We start from the raw sequence: 14,456 nt of genomic DNA, 5'->3' as shown, positions 1-14,456 counted from the left end.
TCAAAGTTTTAAAGTGAAGCACTTAGGATGTCTTTTAGCTTTTTCTTTGCTCTACTGTATTGTGATTTTGAGGCAGACACACTGATATCTAGAATTTCTGAGATTTCATTATGATCATAACCTTCCAATAGATACAAGGAAAATATAGTACGGTAGCCATTCGGGAGTAATTGGATTGCCTCGCGAATCTTGTCAATATTGTAGATTAACTCATTATCAACAGGAGACTCGTCTTTTACTTGGTCAATTGGGTGAGACTCTGTATCCACAAAATCAAGACGTCTCTTTTTTAAGTGGTTGATTGAGTGATTAACGACAATTCTTTTTAGCCAAGCTCCAAAAGTGGAGGATCCATTAAATTTTTCAATATTTCGAAAGGCATTTAGAAAAGCTTCTTGCAATATATCTTCAGCTTCTTCTAAGCTGTTTACAATTCTCACTGCAACATTGAACATTGCTTTAGAGTATTGTTGATATATTTCAAACTGTGCTTGTCTATCGCCTTGTTTACATCTTTCTAGCGTAGCGGTCATTGTTCTGACGATTGATTCACTTTAAAGACATAATTCATAGTAGAAGGTTGCATGCTTTTCAAAAAAAATTAAGCATTGCAATTTTTACACACACCTAAAATGAGGAAATTTGTTTCAGAAGCAGTATAGCCATCGGGTAATTGAACAGATTGAATCGGTAAATCATCCATACATTCTGTATCACCACATTTCTGACATTTGAAATGAACATGTTCATGACTGTGTTCATGTCCTGAACAGTGTTCAGCGTTACACATAGCAAATTTCACAACGCTATTTTCATCAATTACACGGTGTAAAATCCCTTTGTCAATAAAGGTTTTGAGAGTTCTATAAATTGTTGCACGGTCACAAATACCAGCCAAGCGTTCTTCGAGAATATTTTCACTCAAAGCTACATTGGTATCCATAAATATTTTTAGAATACTAATTCTACTGGCAGTCCTTCTTAAGTCTGCACCGTTTAAAATATTGATTTCGTTTGTGCTCATAATGCAAAAATACAAAAAGCGAGTAATTGTTATTTACTCGCTTTTAAAAATATTCTTAATTCTTGTAATCTTATTCAACTACATCACCAGATCTGATGACAAATGAATCGCAGAACTCCTGGAAAATTGGCACATTGTCGATTTCTAATTCAACACCAATTTGTCTAATCTTAGCAAGTTCTACTTCAGTGATAGCTCTTTCATTTAACAAATCATCGTCTTCTTCCATAAATAAGAAAGAAAGGAATTTTACAAAAATGAACGGAGCGTTTAGGATATCTCTTTTTAAATCACCTGTTAAAGCCTGAGGGTTCTTTAGTGTATCAAGTACTACATTGTTGGCTTTAAGAGAAGAGTGCATCGTAATTTTGATTAACTCATAAAAACGATTTTCCCACTCTGAAAAATTGTAGGCTAAATATCTTAATGCAGGAGCAAGAGGATCATTTTTTTGGAAGAAACTTCTTCTTGATAGTTTTCTTGCTTTTCTTCTTAATGTAATCTCTTCGTAGTGGCTTACGCTACCATTTGCAAGAGCAATACCAATTGAAGGAGAAATTAAAGTGATTGAAATAAAATCGTCATCACTTAAATCCATAAAAGCGGGATCAACTTTTAAGAAGTCTTTCTTCAATGCAGTCATTGCATTATAAAGGTCAACATCACGTACTAAAGTGATTAATTCGCTACCTGTGATCATATTTATTTATTAGTTATTACTATTTCTTGTCTTTCTTTTTTTCTTCTTTCGGAGCCTTGTCCTTCTTACCAAATACGGAAAAATGAACATAACGTTTAGGATGCGCCTTAAAATCAATGAATAATGAATCAAGATCACTCATTGTGCGTACCATTTGGTCATGCATTTCTCTCTCAGTTAATAAAGCACCAACCGTTCCTTCTGGGTTGTTGATTTGCTCAAGAGTTTTATTTGTATTCGCTAATAACATTTCTGCCTCTTTCACTGTCTGAGTAAGTGGAGCGTTGTTTATAGAGTCAGCAATATGACTCATTTTAGCTAACAGTGGTTGTAATTCTTGAGATGCACTTTTAAACTCTTCAGATATGTCTCTGAAGTTATGTAATGTTTGGTCTAGTCCGCTAGAATTGACAGTATGAACCGTTTCTGTAGTTTCAGCGAGTAAGCCATCTAATTTAGCACCAGTACCTTTAAAGCCATTTAATACGATTCTTGCCGTATCTAACGTTGCTTCTAGTGACGCTAACAAAGGGTCAACTTTTTCGGATAATTGGGCAAACATTCCATTCTCAACATCTCCATCTAAGATACTACCGGACTTGGCAAGAGCATTATTTTTTTGATAGATGAGTTTTACCTGTTTATCACCCAACATACCTTTATCGGCAATAACAGCTTTTGTGTCTCTATATAATGAAACGCCTTCCTGAATATCTAAAGTAACTCTAACCTTGTTATTTTGGTCTTGTAAAAGCTCCATATTTGAAACTCTTCCAACGATATATCCATTTACTGTGACATTATTAGAGACTTGTAGGTCTGGAGTTTTATCATAAATAACGTAATAAGTATTTTGGTTAGAAAAAACATCTATTCCTTTTAAGAATTTATAGCCTACATAAAGGGTTAAACCACAGATGATTGCAAATAATCCGACCTTTACTTCGTTAGATAACTCAACTTTTATAGTGGACACGATATTAAATTTTGATTTGAAATCTAAAAGTTCTAATTGTAGCTTGCAGTCTTGTTACGACTTCTCAAATTTATCAAAGAATATCATTTATTCTACATTTCTTTCAAAATTTGATCTTGAAGACTCAAAATATTACTGTAAATTTGTGAGAAGTCGATAGAAAAAAAGATCTACTGACTTTATGTTTAAGATTTTTAGTTGTCATTCATATATACTTAATTTTTTGCAAAACCTATTGTATGGACTTGCCTGTTTCATCTGTTTTATAACTCTAACTACAAATGAAGCTAAGGCCAGTGATAAGATGGAGGAAATGCCCGCTTTTTATCGAGTAGAAAGCGATACAGCAAAAAGTAGACAAGCTGTTAGAGAATTGTCTCGTACGATCAACTCGTTGAACGCTACTTCTAATAATGAAACTATGAGGAAGTACGCTCAGGTTTTGCATGCCTTTTCGGATTCTGTGCTTTTCCGTGGAGATAGAGAGCTTCAGCAAGTAAGAAAGGATATGAGTGATCCTGATATTGTAGAACAAATCATAAAATTAAATAATGCATTGATCTCAGAAGATGATGCAGAATGGGAAGAAGCTTCAGATTCTGGTGTCTTTGATGAGTTGGATAACATTATGTTGGAGTTTAGTAGTGACGAAAACTATGTTGGTCCTGAAGAAATTTATGATGTATTAAATCTCTTTAAAACAGAAGGAGCTGACGCCATTACTACTCCAGATGAAGCTTTTGATTCGCCCGTTGAATATACTTCGGAATGGTCCAATTTTGAGATGAGGACGCAAACCATGTATATGAAAGATCAAGCAGAAGTGACATTTGGTGAGCAGAAATTAAATGCGGGTGATATTCAGATGAACTTCGTAACCCACATTGTAAAAGCACAAGGTATTCCTGATTCTACTGGTAAGATAGTTCAAAAACCTATATTCAAGGACGGTCAGTCTACCTTTAATGCCAACCAGATGATCTATAACTATGAAACTGGTAAAGGTTTAATTAAAGGTATTGTTACTGAAGAAAGTGATGGTATTATTACTTCTCAAGTAGTGAAAAAAACGGCAGGGCCTGAAATGTATATGTCGGACAACGTTTATACAACTTGTCGATTAGAACACCCTCACTTTGGATTTAGAACAAAAAAATTAAAGGTAGTTCCTGAAAAAAATATCGTATCAGGACCCTTCTTGGTGGAGCTAAATGAGAGCCCGTTACCATTAGGATTTTTCTTTGGATTATTTCCTGCCACTTCTGATAATACATCAGGATTTATTATGCCTTCTTATGGTGAGTCTACCGATAGAGGTTTCTTCTTGAGAGATGGTGGTGTATTCTTAGCATTAACAGATTACTTCAACTTAACAGTGTTAGGTACTGCTTATACATTGGGTGGTTGGGGTGTAAATGTATCATCACAATACCGAAAAAGGTACTCATTCAGTGGTAATACAAGGTTCTCATATGTCAACAACCTTTTTCAGGAAAACGATGGTTCTGTTTCAAGTAGAACAGATTATCAAATCCAATGGTCACACTCACAAGAAAGTAAGAAAAGTTCAAGGTTCTCGGCCAATGTAAATATTGCCAACTCTGACTATAATAGAAATAACTCGCAAGATGCCAATGATTACTTACAATCATCAATGAACTCATCAGTTAGTTATTCTAATAGTTTTGCTATTGGTAATGTAAACCTCTCAACAACAGCTCAAACGCGTTATCAACAAAACGTTCAAACGGGTGAGGCTACTTTAGCACCAGAAGCCAGTTTAAACATGGCGAGAGCGAGACCATTTAAAAGTCTATTCAAAAAGTCTAATCCAATTTCAGAAATTGGTATTACATATAATATGAGTGCAAGAGGTGAGATGACGAACAAGCCTGGTGTTGGTAGTCTTCCTTTTGACGTAGTTGGTGCAGAAGAGTCTACAGGTGATGGTACCGGAGAAGACGGTAAATATCCTGACCTTCTATCTAACTTCGGAGATTATACAGACAGCTTTCGTTGGGGTGTTACTCATGATATCCCGATGAGTACTCAGATGAAAGTATTAAAATACTTTACATTATCTCCAAGTTTCAATTATAAAGAATATTGGCATCCAGTATCATACGATTATACCTATATCGAATCAGAAAATGCGGTACAGGTAGATACAACACAAGGATTAACAAGATATAATGAATATAGTACTGCAGTAGGTTTTAACACCAACATGTTTATGTTCTATAACATGAAAGGTGGTTCTATTATTAGACATACTATTCAGCCTTCAGTTTCAATGAGCTTTAGACCTGATTTTGGCGATCCTAATTATGATTATTACCAATGGGTTCAAACATCTTCTACAGATTCAAAAGGTAGACAAGTTTTTAGATCAGAAGGTGGTTTAGTAGGAAAACCTTCAACAGGTAGAAGTAATAACTTAAGTTTCTCTGTGAATAATATCTTGGAACTCAAATCGGGTAGAAAAGATGAAGATGGAAAAGCGAAAAAGACCATGCTCTTGAATAACTTTAATATATCTTCGGGTTATGACTTTGAACGGGATTCATTGAACTGGTCAGATATTAATGCCGGTTTCCGTACTACATTACTGAAAAAAGTAGATGTTAGTGTCAATTCTCGTTGGGATCCATATCAATATATTGTCACAGATACAAAGTACGATGAGACACTAGGTAAAGAAGTTGTTACTTCTCAATACAAATCACAATATACTTTAGCTAGTACTGGTAACGGACTTGCAGCATTGAGTAATATGACAATTGCTGTGGGTACTCGTTTATCACCAAAAGGAGCCAAGGAGAAAAAAGAAAAGAAACTTGATGCCATGGAGCCAAGGAATGAGATGGAGAGACAGATGCTTGAAGAAATGCGTCGTAATCCAGATCTTTATATGGACTTTGACGTCCCTTGGTCATTAAGTGTTAACTATAGTTTGAACTACAGTAAAACAGGTTATGCTGAGCCAACTGTGACCCAAACACTGACATTTAGTGGAGATGTGTCATTAACTCCTAAGTGGAAATTTGCATTCCGTTCAGGGTATGACTTTAAAGAAGGATCATTCTCTTACACATCTTTTGATATTACTAGAGACTTACACTGTTGGCAACTTACAGCTAATTGGATTCCATTTGGCCCAAGACAATCATATAACATTACTATCGCAGTAAAAGCAGCAATGCTTCAGGACTTGAAATGGGAGAGACGTAACTCATGGATTGACCGTAACGATAGATTCCAATAGAATAAATAAATGCCTTTTTATCACGATAATAATAAAAGCTATCCTAAGGAAACTGAATCAAGAGTAATCATTCGTTTTCAGGATTGTGACCCATTTCGTCACCTAAATAATGCAAAGTATTTTGATTACTTCTTTAATGCTAGGGAGGATAGAGTTCCTCAATTGTATGGATATAATATAGCCGATGTCTTTAAAGAATTTGGTACTGGCTGGGTAATTTATAATCATCAGATTTCATATTTACGACCTGCGGCAGTAGGTGAGTGGGTAAGAATCAAATCAAGTATTATCCATGTTGATGTCAACACTATTGTAGTAGAGTATTATATGATGGACGATGCAAAATCTTCATTAAAGACAGTTTTATGGTCGACTATGAAATACATAGATCCTCGATCAGGAAAAAGTACTGATCATCAACCTGAAGTATTGGATTACTTGAATACGATTAAAAATCCTGATGTGAAATATGGAGAGATCACTTTTGATGAAAGGATTAAAGAAATAAAAGATAAGATTTAAGCGAAAAGCCTCACTTGATATATTCAAGTGAGGCTTTTTTCTTAAAATAAAGTAAGCTAAATTATTACGAATAGAATTTAATAAACCAAAAACAAAATTTAATGTTTTAGAGTAAGTAGCAAGCGTTATAATAACTGTTGTCAATCTAAAATAAAGTTATGAATTACAATAAAATAATGAACACACTTTTGTTGATGTTCCTCATGACAGGCATCACAAAAGCACAGGAAAATCTAAATAGAGAGGTATTACCTGTACTTCCTCCTCCAACAAAAAAATACCAAGAACTAGATGCAAGAAATACGACACCTCCAGAAAGATTTGAAGTAAAAGCTCCAAAAGAAGCACCCAATGTTGTAGTGATATTAATTGATGATTTAGGCCTTGGAGCAACTTCTGCTTTTGGTGGTCCTATTAATACTCCAACGATGGAGTCGCTTGCCCAGGGTGGTCTGAGGTATAATAATTTTAATACAACCTCTCTTTGTTCTCCAACAAGGATGGCTATAAAAACAGGACGTAATCATCATACTTGTAATACGGGGTCGATTATGGAGACTTCTACAGCTTATCCTGGTAACACAGGTGCTCTAACTCCAGATGTAGCTCCAATTGCTGAAACACTTAGATTAAATGGTTACAGTACGGCTGCTTTTGGTAAATGGCATGAAACTGCTGCATGGGAAACTAGTATCTCTGGACCATATGATCGTTGGCCAACAAGACAAGGTTTTGATAAATTCTATGGATTTATTGGTGGCGAAACGGATCAATATGCACCTTTGATTTTCGATGGAACAAAAAAAGTGAATCCTCCAAAAACAGATGATTACCACTTTACTACAGATATGACGGACCAGGCGATCAATTGGATGAAAGCACAGCAATCATTAACCCCAGATAAACCATTCTTCGTTTATTTCTCTACTGGTGCAGTACATGCTCCTCACCATGTGAAAAAGGAATGGTCTGATAAGTACAAAGGGAAGTTTGATAAAGGATGGGATGCTGTACGAGATCAATCCATGAAAGACATGAAAGCTGAAGGTGTGATTCCTGAAAACACCAAGCTTGGTCCTAAACCTGAAGATATTAAAGACTGGAAAGCTTTATCTGACGATGAAAGAAAGTTATTTGCAAGACAAGCAGAAGTATTTGCCGGTTTTGTGGAGATGACAGACTACGAAATTGGTCGACTTGTAGACGCTATTGAAGAAATAGGCGAATTAGAAAATACGTTGATCGTATTTGTTGCAGGCGATAACGGTACAAGTGCTGAAGGCGGAATGGTTGGTATGTATAATGAAATGACTTACTTCAATTTCGTTGAAGAAAAAGTAGAAGACTTGCTGCCTCTTATTGATGATTGGGGTATGCCAAATACATTCCCTCATATGGCAGCCGGTTGGGCGGTAGCTTTCGACACTCCTTTTACTTGGACAAAGCAGATTGCTTCTGATTTTGGTGGTACTCGTACAGGTATGATTGTACACTATCCAGAAAAAGTAAAAGATAAAAATGGTATCCGTTCTCAATTTACTTATGCGACAGATATTGCTCCAACCATATTGGAGTTAGCAGATCTGCCAGAGCCTAAAGTAGTAAATGGAGTGCCACAGACACCTATTGAAGGGACTAGTTTTGCCTATACTTTCGATCATCCTGATGCAGCTGAGCGTCATAATACTCAATATTTCGAGTTGTTTGGTAATAGAGCAATATACCACGATGGATGGTTTGCAAGAACAATTCATAGAGCACCATGGGAAATGAATGGATTTCCTCCGTTAGAAGACGATAAATGGGACTTGTATTATGTAAAAGATGATTTTAGTTTAACGAATAACCTAGCTAAAAAACATCCTGAAAAACTTAAAGAGTTGCAAGATCTATTTATGGCAGAAGCAGAAAAGTACAATGTGTTACCAATCGATGATAGAGTGGTAGAAAGAACAAACGCTGCGATCGCTGGTAGACCTGATCTTATGGGAGATAGAACAGAGCTGAAGTTATATGAAGGCATGGAAGGTATGATGGAGAATACGTTCATCAATATTAAAAACCGTTCATTCAGTATCGAAGCAAAGATCGATGTGCCAAAAGATGGTGCAAATGGTGTAATCTTAAGTCAAGGTGGACGATTTGGTGGTTGGTCACTTTACATGAAAGATGGAGTTCCAATGTTTACATACAACTTCCTTGGGTTAGAAAAATATGTGATCAAAGGAAAGAAACCTCTCAAAGAAGGGGAGGCAACCATAAATTTCCAATTTGATTATGATGGTGGTGGTAATGGAAAAGGCGGCGATGCTACATTATCAGTATCAGATGGAACAAAATCAAAAGGAAGAATCGATAGAACACAACCGAATATGTTCTCTGCCGATGAGACAGCAGATGTTGGTTTAGATAATCAAACGCCTGTTGCTGAAGGAATAGGGTATGGACCTTATGAAACGAAATTTACTGGTAAAATCGACCAAGTTGTAGTGAAGATTAGCAAGTAAAAAAAAGAATCCCAACTCATCAGTAAATGAGTTGGGATTCTTTTTTATAAATATGGAATGTTGATGATAAATGAGGTGCCTTTGCCAAGTTCTGATTTACAGGAAATCTTGCCCTCCATTTCATCAATATACTTCTTAACAATAGAAAGCCCCAAGCCTGTAGATTTTTCTCCACCTGTCGGTTTTGCTGAGAGTTTCTGATATTTCTTAAATAACTTTTTCTGATCTTCTTCCGAGATACCAGGACCTTGATCTGTGATATCAATGATGATATGATCTTTAGTTTTTTCTAAAGTGGTGATCACTTGAGTACCATTAGGAGAAAACTTAATTGCGTTGGATATAAGGTTTTCTACAATCTGAATACAGTGTTGTTGATTTGCTTCAACAAGGCCATCAGATAATAGGTTAAACTTTAAGGCAATGTTTTTTCTATCAGCGGTACTACTAAAATCGTTAACGACTTGATCAATCACTTCGGAAATCGAGAAGATATCCTTTTCTGCTTCTTGTGTAGCTTGTTCCTTTTTGTTTGCAGAGACTCTTGCATCAAGGATTTCTTCAATCATATTATTCATACGATGCATTGCCTTAAGCGATCCATCAATACACATTTTCTCATCTTCATCTAAATTGGCTTCTGTAGCATTTAGCATTGATAATAATGTAATTGAACTCGCCAGCGGATTCCTTAAATCATGAGCTACAATGCCTAATAAATGGTTTTTATCAGCATTAGCAGATTGTAATTCATGGTTTTTCTCCTCAATCAATTCCTTTTGCTCAATGATATGGAAGTTGGCTTCCTTAAGTTTTTGTTGTTTCTCATTGAGATTACTAAATGAATTGGCATTCTGAAGAGCAATACGGATATATATAGCAAGGTTTCTTACAAGATTCAGTTTGTAACTATCAAAAGCATTAGGATCAAAAGATTGAACCGTAAATACACCTATTGGTTTTTTGTGTTTAGCCACTAGAGGAATATAAATAATGGACTCTGCATTTTTACCTACAATTGGTTTTAGGACTTCTTTTACATAGTTACGGTGGTCAGAACTAAACTTTTGAATGAAAAATTCTTTTTTCTGATCATAGCACATTACTGCTAGTCTCATCTTATCATTCATATCATAAGCTTGTTCTTCAAGTACCTGGTTTCCTTCAAAAATGTAGGGGAACTTGAGCTGATTCGTCTTTTCATCAAATATGCCAATACCAAAAATAGGGGTTCCGATCAGCTCATTGATGCTTTCATAAGAAGTTCTAATAATCTCAGAAATATGTAGCTTAGATGTGATTTCTCGACCAATTCCACTAAGCTTTTCTAAATCGGTGTAGGCAGTTTTTAGAGACTTCGTTTGTTGATCAATCTCTTGGTTTTGTTGCTCCAGTTTATGATTAGATCTTTTCACGAGATTATTAAAGTGGAAAAGCATCACTAAAAGTAATAAAGTGACGGATAGCCCGACAACAAGAATATTTCGAATAGTATTCTGTTGGGAGATTTCCAATTCTTTTTGAGTCAATCGTAATAACCTGATCTCAGACTCTACAGTTAAAAGCCCGATTTCTCGCTGTTGGTTTCTTAATGTATCAATAAGGCTATTATCTTCCGCAGATATATCCCAAATTAGATCAGTGATTTTATCCCCTAAATACTTTCGGATAAGGTTATTAATGTATGGCTTAAAAGTAGGAGAGGCATAAAATTCAGATAAAGGATCTTTCCAAGTGGAATTTAATGGAAGGATAACCGCCAAACCACTATTCTCAGTTTGGTAGAACAATTGTCTGTGTAAACGAAGTCCTTTAGATAATGCATAGGCATAGTTCGACAGTTGAGTATAACCCCATAAATCATTTGCTCTTGCTATTTTATTAATCATATCTTCTGCATTATTGACATAGGAATATTCTAATGCAGGAAGGTGCTCGTTTTTTAGTTTGACAATGTTACGTTCAAAAGTTGAGTTTTTTATAGTCACTGCGTGAAGAGACTGCATGGCAGAATTAAAGTTTTCTACTTTTTGAAAGAGTGGAACTTCTTCCGAAGAAACTATAATTTCTATATCAGGCATATATCTTGGAAGAAAGTCGAAATCTTTCTTCCTGTTCTCTGTGATAGTAATACCTGACATGCCAAAAACACCATCACCTCCGTCCGAGATAATGTCATATAATTCGTCCCATGAAGCGACTGATTCCCATTTAATATCAATTACAGCTTTCAGTTCTTTTCGTTTCTGATTAATCATCTCAGAAAACATTTCATACTCTATACCGCCCATAGAGCCATTGGCCAATGAATAGACAAAAGGTTTGTTCTGTATATAGTATACAGTGACACTTCCTTTTCTTTTTTCCTTGATCTTTTCCCAAGAGTCCTGTGCGTACAATGTGGAGATGCTAGTTAATAAAAAGAGCATCGACAGAGATAATTTTCTCAGAAACTGCATGATTAACTTGAATTGATATGAGCTATCAAAATTATTATATTCCTTTTTAATATAATACAATTAGGAGAGATTATTGTATGAATACCTCTAAAGAATATCAATCCGCCCTTATTTGTAAATATTGGGAGCACTAGGAATGAAACTGAATTATATTTGTAACAATTAATAATTAACAAGCACAACAGCATTATGTCAGAATTTTGGCTTTACTTACAGTTAGGGTTAGAGCACATTACAGACGTTAAAGGGTACGACCATATATTATTTATTTTAGCCTTAGTAGCGACTTTCAGCACAAGAGATCTTAAAAAAGTAATTTGGTTAGTCACAGCATTTACATTAGGGCATTCTATTACTTTGGCTTTGTCTACTTTAGATATAGTAAATATTGATGCCGATCTAATTGAAACACTTATCCCGGTGACCATCATTATTGTTTGTATTTCTAATCTATTTAATTCTGTAGATCACAAAAACAGACCACATTATCTTGATAAAAGAATTCCATTTAGAAGATATTATATTGAAGCATCAGTATTTGGACTGATTCATGGTTTAGGATTTTCAAATTACCTAAAATCTCTTTTAGGTTCTGGTGAAAATATTGTCGAACCGTTATTAGCCTTCAATTTAGGTTTGGAACTAGGTCAGATTGTTATTGTGTTAATTATTATGCTGATAAACCTGATTGTGATGAGAATGACAATGTGGTCTCAAAGAGATTGGAATTTCTTTGTTACAGGTGGAGCAATGGTATCAGCAATTTTGATTTTAGTAGGTTAACATGAGTAAGAAATCAAATAGAACAGGAAACACGAAAGCAATAAATTTATACCCGAAGACTCCTGCTTTTTTTGCATTAGGGATATTCGTTTTTCTAATGGTAATGTTATCTGTAGGTACTGTTAGGTGGATGGATCTAGGAGGATTTGCATGGTATAAACTAGTATTATTACTTTCTTTTGTACTCCTTACGATCATGATGTTAGTGAGGATTATGTTTGCTTATAAAAAGGTGACCTTTAAGACAATGTCTGTGACGGAAAGTTATCCTTTGCGTATTGGAGCAAAGGAAACGATTAATTTGTCAAAATATATTTTGTTTTGGGAAGTGACAAAAAAGAAAGTAGGTAAACAGGAATTTGATGTATTAAGCATCTATACAAAGATTTCGACACCTATTGTGGTATCAGATAGAGAAATGACAAATTTTAAATCAGCAGTAAAATTTATGGAAGTAAAGTTTCCAAAATTTCATCGCTCAAAAGTGAAATAAGTCGTTGATCTTTCATAACTTACAGTAAATCATTCTATTGATTTACGAATATGACCAAAAAACTATCAATTACTACCCCATTTTCTCTTGTTGCTTTAATTGTTTTTCTCTGCATATGCCTTTTCACCAAGAGTGCTTTTATCACTGTAGCTCTTGGATGTATGTTTGTCATCACTTTTTATATTGAAAAAGAAAAAGGCGAAAAAGACGATAGAATCAATATATTTCAAAAACAACGACACAATATTATTGAGTTGATGTGTGATTTTGTGCTTATCATTGACCGACATAATCAAGTAGTAGAATTACATGTACCAAAAGAAATTAATTTCCCGCCAGATATCAATGTAGGAGATCGACTGTCTTTTCCTCTTCCATCTCCATTACCTATAGACTTTTTCGAAATCATAGAAAGAGCTAGATTGAGTAAAGAGATTTTCCAACATGATTATACTCGAGACGAACGATTTTATGAGCTCAAAATAATCAGTGAACCCTCAGGGATTAGCAACTGTATCATCAAAGAGATTACTCATATAAAAATTACAGAGAAATCTTTGACAAACTTAAATTCAGAGTTAGAAGAGATGCTTTCTATCAAAAGAAAGGAATTAAAGATCAAACAGGAGAAATTTAAAACAATGTTTGATAAATCTTCTGATGCTTATTTTTTATTAGATGATCGGTTTAGGATCTCTATCTATAATGAAAAGGTGGAGCAGTTTTTTGGAGAGGTCAATGAAGTATTGTTTTTCCATTGGTTGGATAAAGTTTCACCAGAGGAACAGCCTAAAGGAGGAAGCTCCATTGAACTTTTTCAAGCAATGAAAGAAAGCTGTGACGGTCAAGGGGAACTTCGTTTTGAATGGATGTTTATTCAGAAAAATGGAGAAGACTTTCCCACAGAAATAAGTTTGACATTACTCCCTGTTGCTAATCAGAACCTCTATTTTATCATTATTAGAAATGTGATTAGCCAAAAGAAAATAGAAATGGAGTTGCGTAAGAATTTAGAGCGGGAGAAAGAACTGAATGAAATGCGATCTAAATTTATTTCAATGGCTTCACATGAGTTCAAAACCCCATTAGCAACTGTAACCACTAATTTAGAGTTGATGGAACTTACACTCGAAAAGAAAGGGTTTAATTTAGAAGAACTGAACCTTACCAAGTTTGTAGATAGAATGAGAAATGAGTCGAGAAGACTGAATATCTTAATGGAAGAGGTTTTACAGTTAGGAAAGATCGAGGCAGGAAAAACTCCATTTAGCCCTATTAAAGTTGAGGTAGAAAAGTTTATTCGAGAATACTTAGATGAATATATTGATAGAACTGCTTTGACAAGAGAAATTCGAATAGATATAAAGGCAGAATTAAAGGAGTTTTATCTTGATGTTGAGTTGATGGAACATGTCTTGGATAATTTACTTTCTAATGCCATCAAATATTCTGATCAACTGATAACAATTAATGTGCAGGTAGATGATACTGCCTTTGTATTTGAAATCATAGATACAGGAATAGGAATACCATTAACTGAATTCTCTCAATTATTCGATTCTTTTTTTAGAGCAAGTAATACTAATCATATTCAAGGAACAGGTCTAGGTTTGGTGATTGCCAAAGAATTTGTCGAAATGCATGGAGGAGTGATAGTTTGTGAATCGGAAGAGAATGTAGGTTCAACTTTTAGAGTTGCCATACCAACAGTAAAGTAAAAATGTTAC

At 34.9% G+C, this 14,456-nt stretch carries 11 protein-coding genes; 6 read left to right on the top strand and 5 right to left on the bottom strand.

Annotation, left to right across the window (positions count from 1 at the left end):
• Positions 1 to 8: 8 nt before the first annotated feature.
• From HGP29_RS05430 to HGP29_RS05415, 4 genes are all read right to left on the bottom strand, one after another.
• A complete protein-coding gene (locus HGP29_RS05430) occupies positions 9 to 533 on the bottom strand; it encodes an RNA polymerase sigma factor (protein WP_168881360.1) in 525 nt (174 codons plus the stop codon).
• Positions 534 to 601: 68 nt separating this feature from the next.
• Positions 602 to 1,024 carry a Fur family transcriptional regulator gene (locus HGP29_RS05425; protein ID WP_168881359.1) on the bottom strand — a complete coding sequence of 141 codons (423 nt, stop codon included), beginning with the start codon at positions 1,022 to 1,024 and terminating at the stop codon, positions 602 to 604.
• Between the two features lie 70 nt (positions 1,025 to 1,094).
• Positions 1,095 to 1,724, bottom strand: coding sequence for a hypothetical protein (locus HGP29_RS05420; protein ID WP_168881358.1), 630 nt, complete (start codon positions 1,722 to 1,724; stop codon positions 1,095 to 1,097).
• A gap of 19 nt (positions 1,725 to 1,743) precedes the next feature.
• Positions 1,744 to 2,700 carry an MlaD family protein gene (locus HGP29_RS05415; protein ID WP_168881357.1) on the bottom strand — a complete coding sequence of 319 codons (957 nt, stop codon included), beginning with the start codon at positions 2,698 to 2,700 and terminating at the stop codon, positions 1,744 to 1,746.
• A 223-nt stretch (positions 2,701 to 2,923) separates the two neighbouring features.
• On the opposite strand from HGP29_RS05415, the gene HGP29_RS05410 reads away from it, so the two are divergent.
• The 3 genes from HGP29_RS05410 (at position 2,924) to HGP29_RS05400 (ending at position 8,994) form a co-directional block, all read left to right on the top strand.
• Positions 2,924 to 5,965, top strand: a complete 3,042-nt coding sequence (locus HGP29_RS05410; protein ID WP_168881356.1) for a putative LPS assembly protein LptD — start codon at positions 2,924 to 2,926, stop codon at positions 5,963 to 5,965.
• Between the two features lie 9 nt (positions 5,966 to 5,974).
• Positions 5,975 to 6,487, top strand: coding sequence for an acyl-CoA thioesterase (locus HGP29_RS05405; RefSeq protein WP_168881355.1), 513 nt, complete (start codon positions 5,975 to 5,977; stop codon positions 6,485 to 6,487).
• A 176-nt stretch (positions 6,488 to 6,663) separates the two neighbouring features.
• The gene (locus tag HGP29_RS05400; protein WP_168881354.1) at positions 6,664 to 8,994 is read left to right on the top strand and encodes an arylsulfatase; all 2,331 of its coding nucleotides are present in this window, start codon (positions 6,664 to 6,666) and stop codon (positions 8,992 to 8,994) included.
• 44 nt (positions 8,995 to 9,038) lie between these two features.
• Here the strand turns inward: HGP29_RS05400 and HGP29_RS05395 are convergent, their stop codons facing one another.
• Complete coding sequence (locus tag HGP29_RS05395; protein ID WP_168881353.1) at positions 9,039 to 11,453, bottom strand: ATP-binding protein; 2,415 nt, start codon at positions 11,451 to 11,453, stop codon at positions 9,039 to 9,041.
• Positions 11,454 to 11,642: 189 nt separating this feature from the next.
• Between HGP29_RS05395 and HGP29_RS05390 the strand changes: the two genes are divergently transcribed.
• The 3 genes from HGP29_RS05390 to HGP29_RS05380 are packed head-to-tail and all read left to right on the top strand — an operon-like array spanning position 11,643 to position 14,447.
• Positions 11,643 to 12,236, top strand: a complete 594-nt coding sequence (locus HGP29_RS05390; RefSeq protein ID WP_168881352.1) for a HupE/UreJ family protein — start codon at positions 11,643 to 11,645, stop codon at positions 12,234 to 12,236.
• 1 nt (position 12,237) lies between these two features.
• Positions 12,238 to 12,729, top strand: a complete 492-nt coding sequence (locus HGP29_RS05385) for a hypothetical protein (protein ID WP_168881351.1) — start codon at positions 12,238 to 12,240, stop codon at positions 12,727 to 12,729.
• A 50-nt stretch (positions 12,730 to 12,779) separates the two neighbouring features.
• Positions 12,780 to 14,447, top strand: coding sequence for a sensor histidine kinase (locus HGP29_RS05380; protein WP_168881350.1), 1,668 nt, complete (start codon positions 12,780 to 12,782; stop codon positions 14,445 to 14,447).
• The last annotated feature ends 9 nt before the right edge of the window (positions 14,448 to 14,456 follow it).

It is taken from the genome of Flammeovirga agarivorans, assembly GCF_012641475.1.
In the GTDB taxonomy this organism is placed as follows: Bacteria; Bacteroidota; Bacteroidia; order Cytophagales; family Flammeovirgaceae; genus Flammeovirga; species Flammeovirga agarivorans.
This window is presented reverse-complemented; position numbering and strand designations above follow the sequence as displayed.

Bases quoted from the DNA above. Each gene is read 5' to 3' on its own strand.
- HGP29_RS05430 (WP_168881360.1), bottom strand. From the start codon at position 533: ATGACCGCTACGCTAGAAAGATGTAAACAAGGCGATAGACAAGCACAG.
- HGP29_RS05425 (WP_168881359.1), bottom strand. From the start codon at position 1,024: ATGAGCACAAACGAAATCAATATTTTAAACGGTGCAGACTTAAGAAGG.
- HGP29_RS05420 (WP_168881358.1), bottom strand. From the start codon at position 1,724: ATGATCACAGGTAGCGAATTAATCACTTTAGTACGTGATGTTGACCTT.
- HGP29_RS05405 (WP_168881355.1), top strand. From the start codon at position 5,975: ATGCCTTTTTATCACGATAATAATAAAAGCTATCCTAAGGAAACTGAA.
- HGP29_RS05400 (WP_168881354.1), top strand. From the start codon at position 6,664: ATGAACACACTTTTGTTGATGTTCCTCATGACAGGCATCACAAAAGCA.
- HGP29_RS05395 (WP_168881353.1), bottom strand. From the start codon at position 11,453: ATGCAGTTTCTGAGAAAATTATCTCTGTCGATGCTCTTTTTATTAACT.
- HGP29_RS05390 (WP_168881352.1), top strand. From the start codon at position 11,643: ATGTCAGAATTTTGGCTTTACTTACAGTTAGGGTTAGAGCACATTACA.
- HGP29_RS05385 (WP_168881351.1), top strand. From the start codon at position 12,238: ATGAGTAAGAAATCAAATAGAACAGGAAACACGAAAGCAATAAATTTA.
- HGP29_RS05380 (WP_168881350.1), top strand. From the start codon at position 12,780: ATGACCAAAAAACTATCAATTACTACCCCATTTTCTCTTGTTGCTTTA.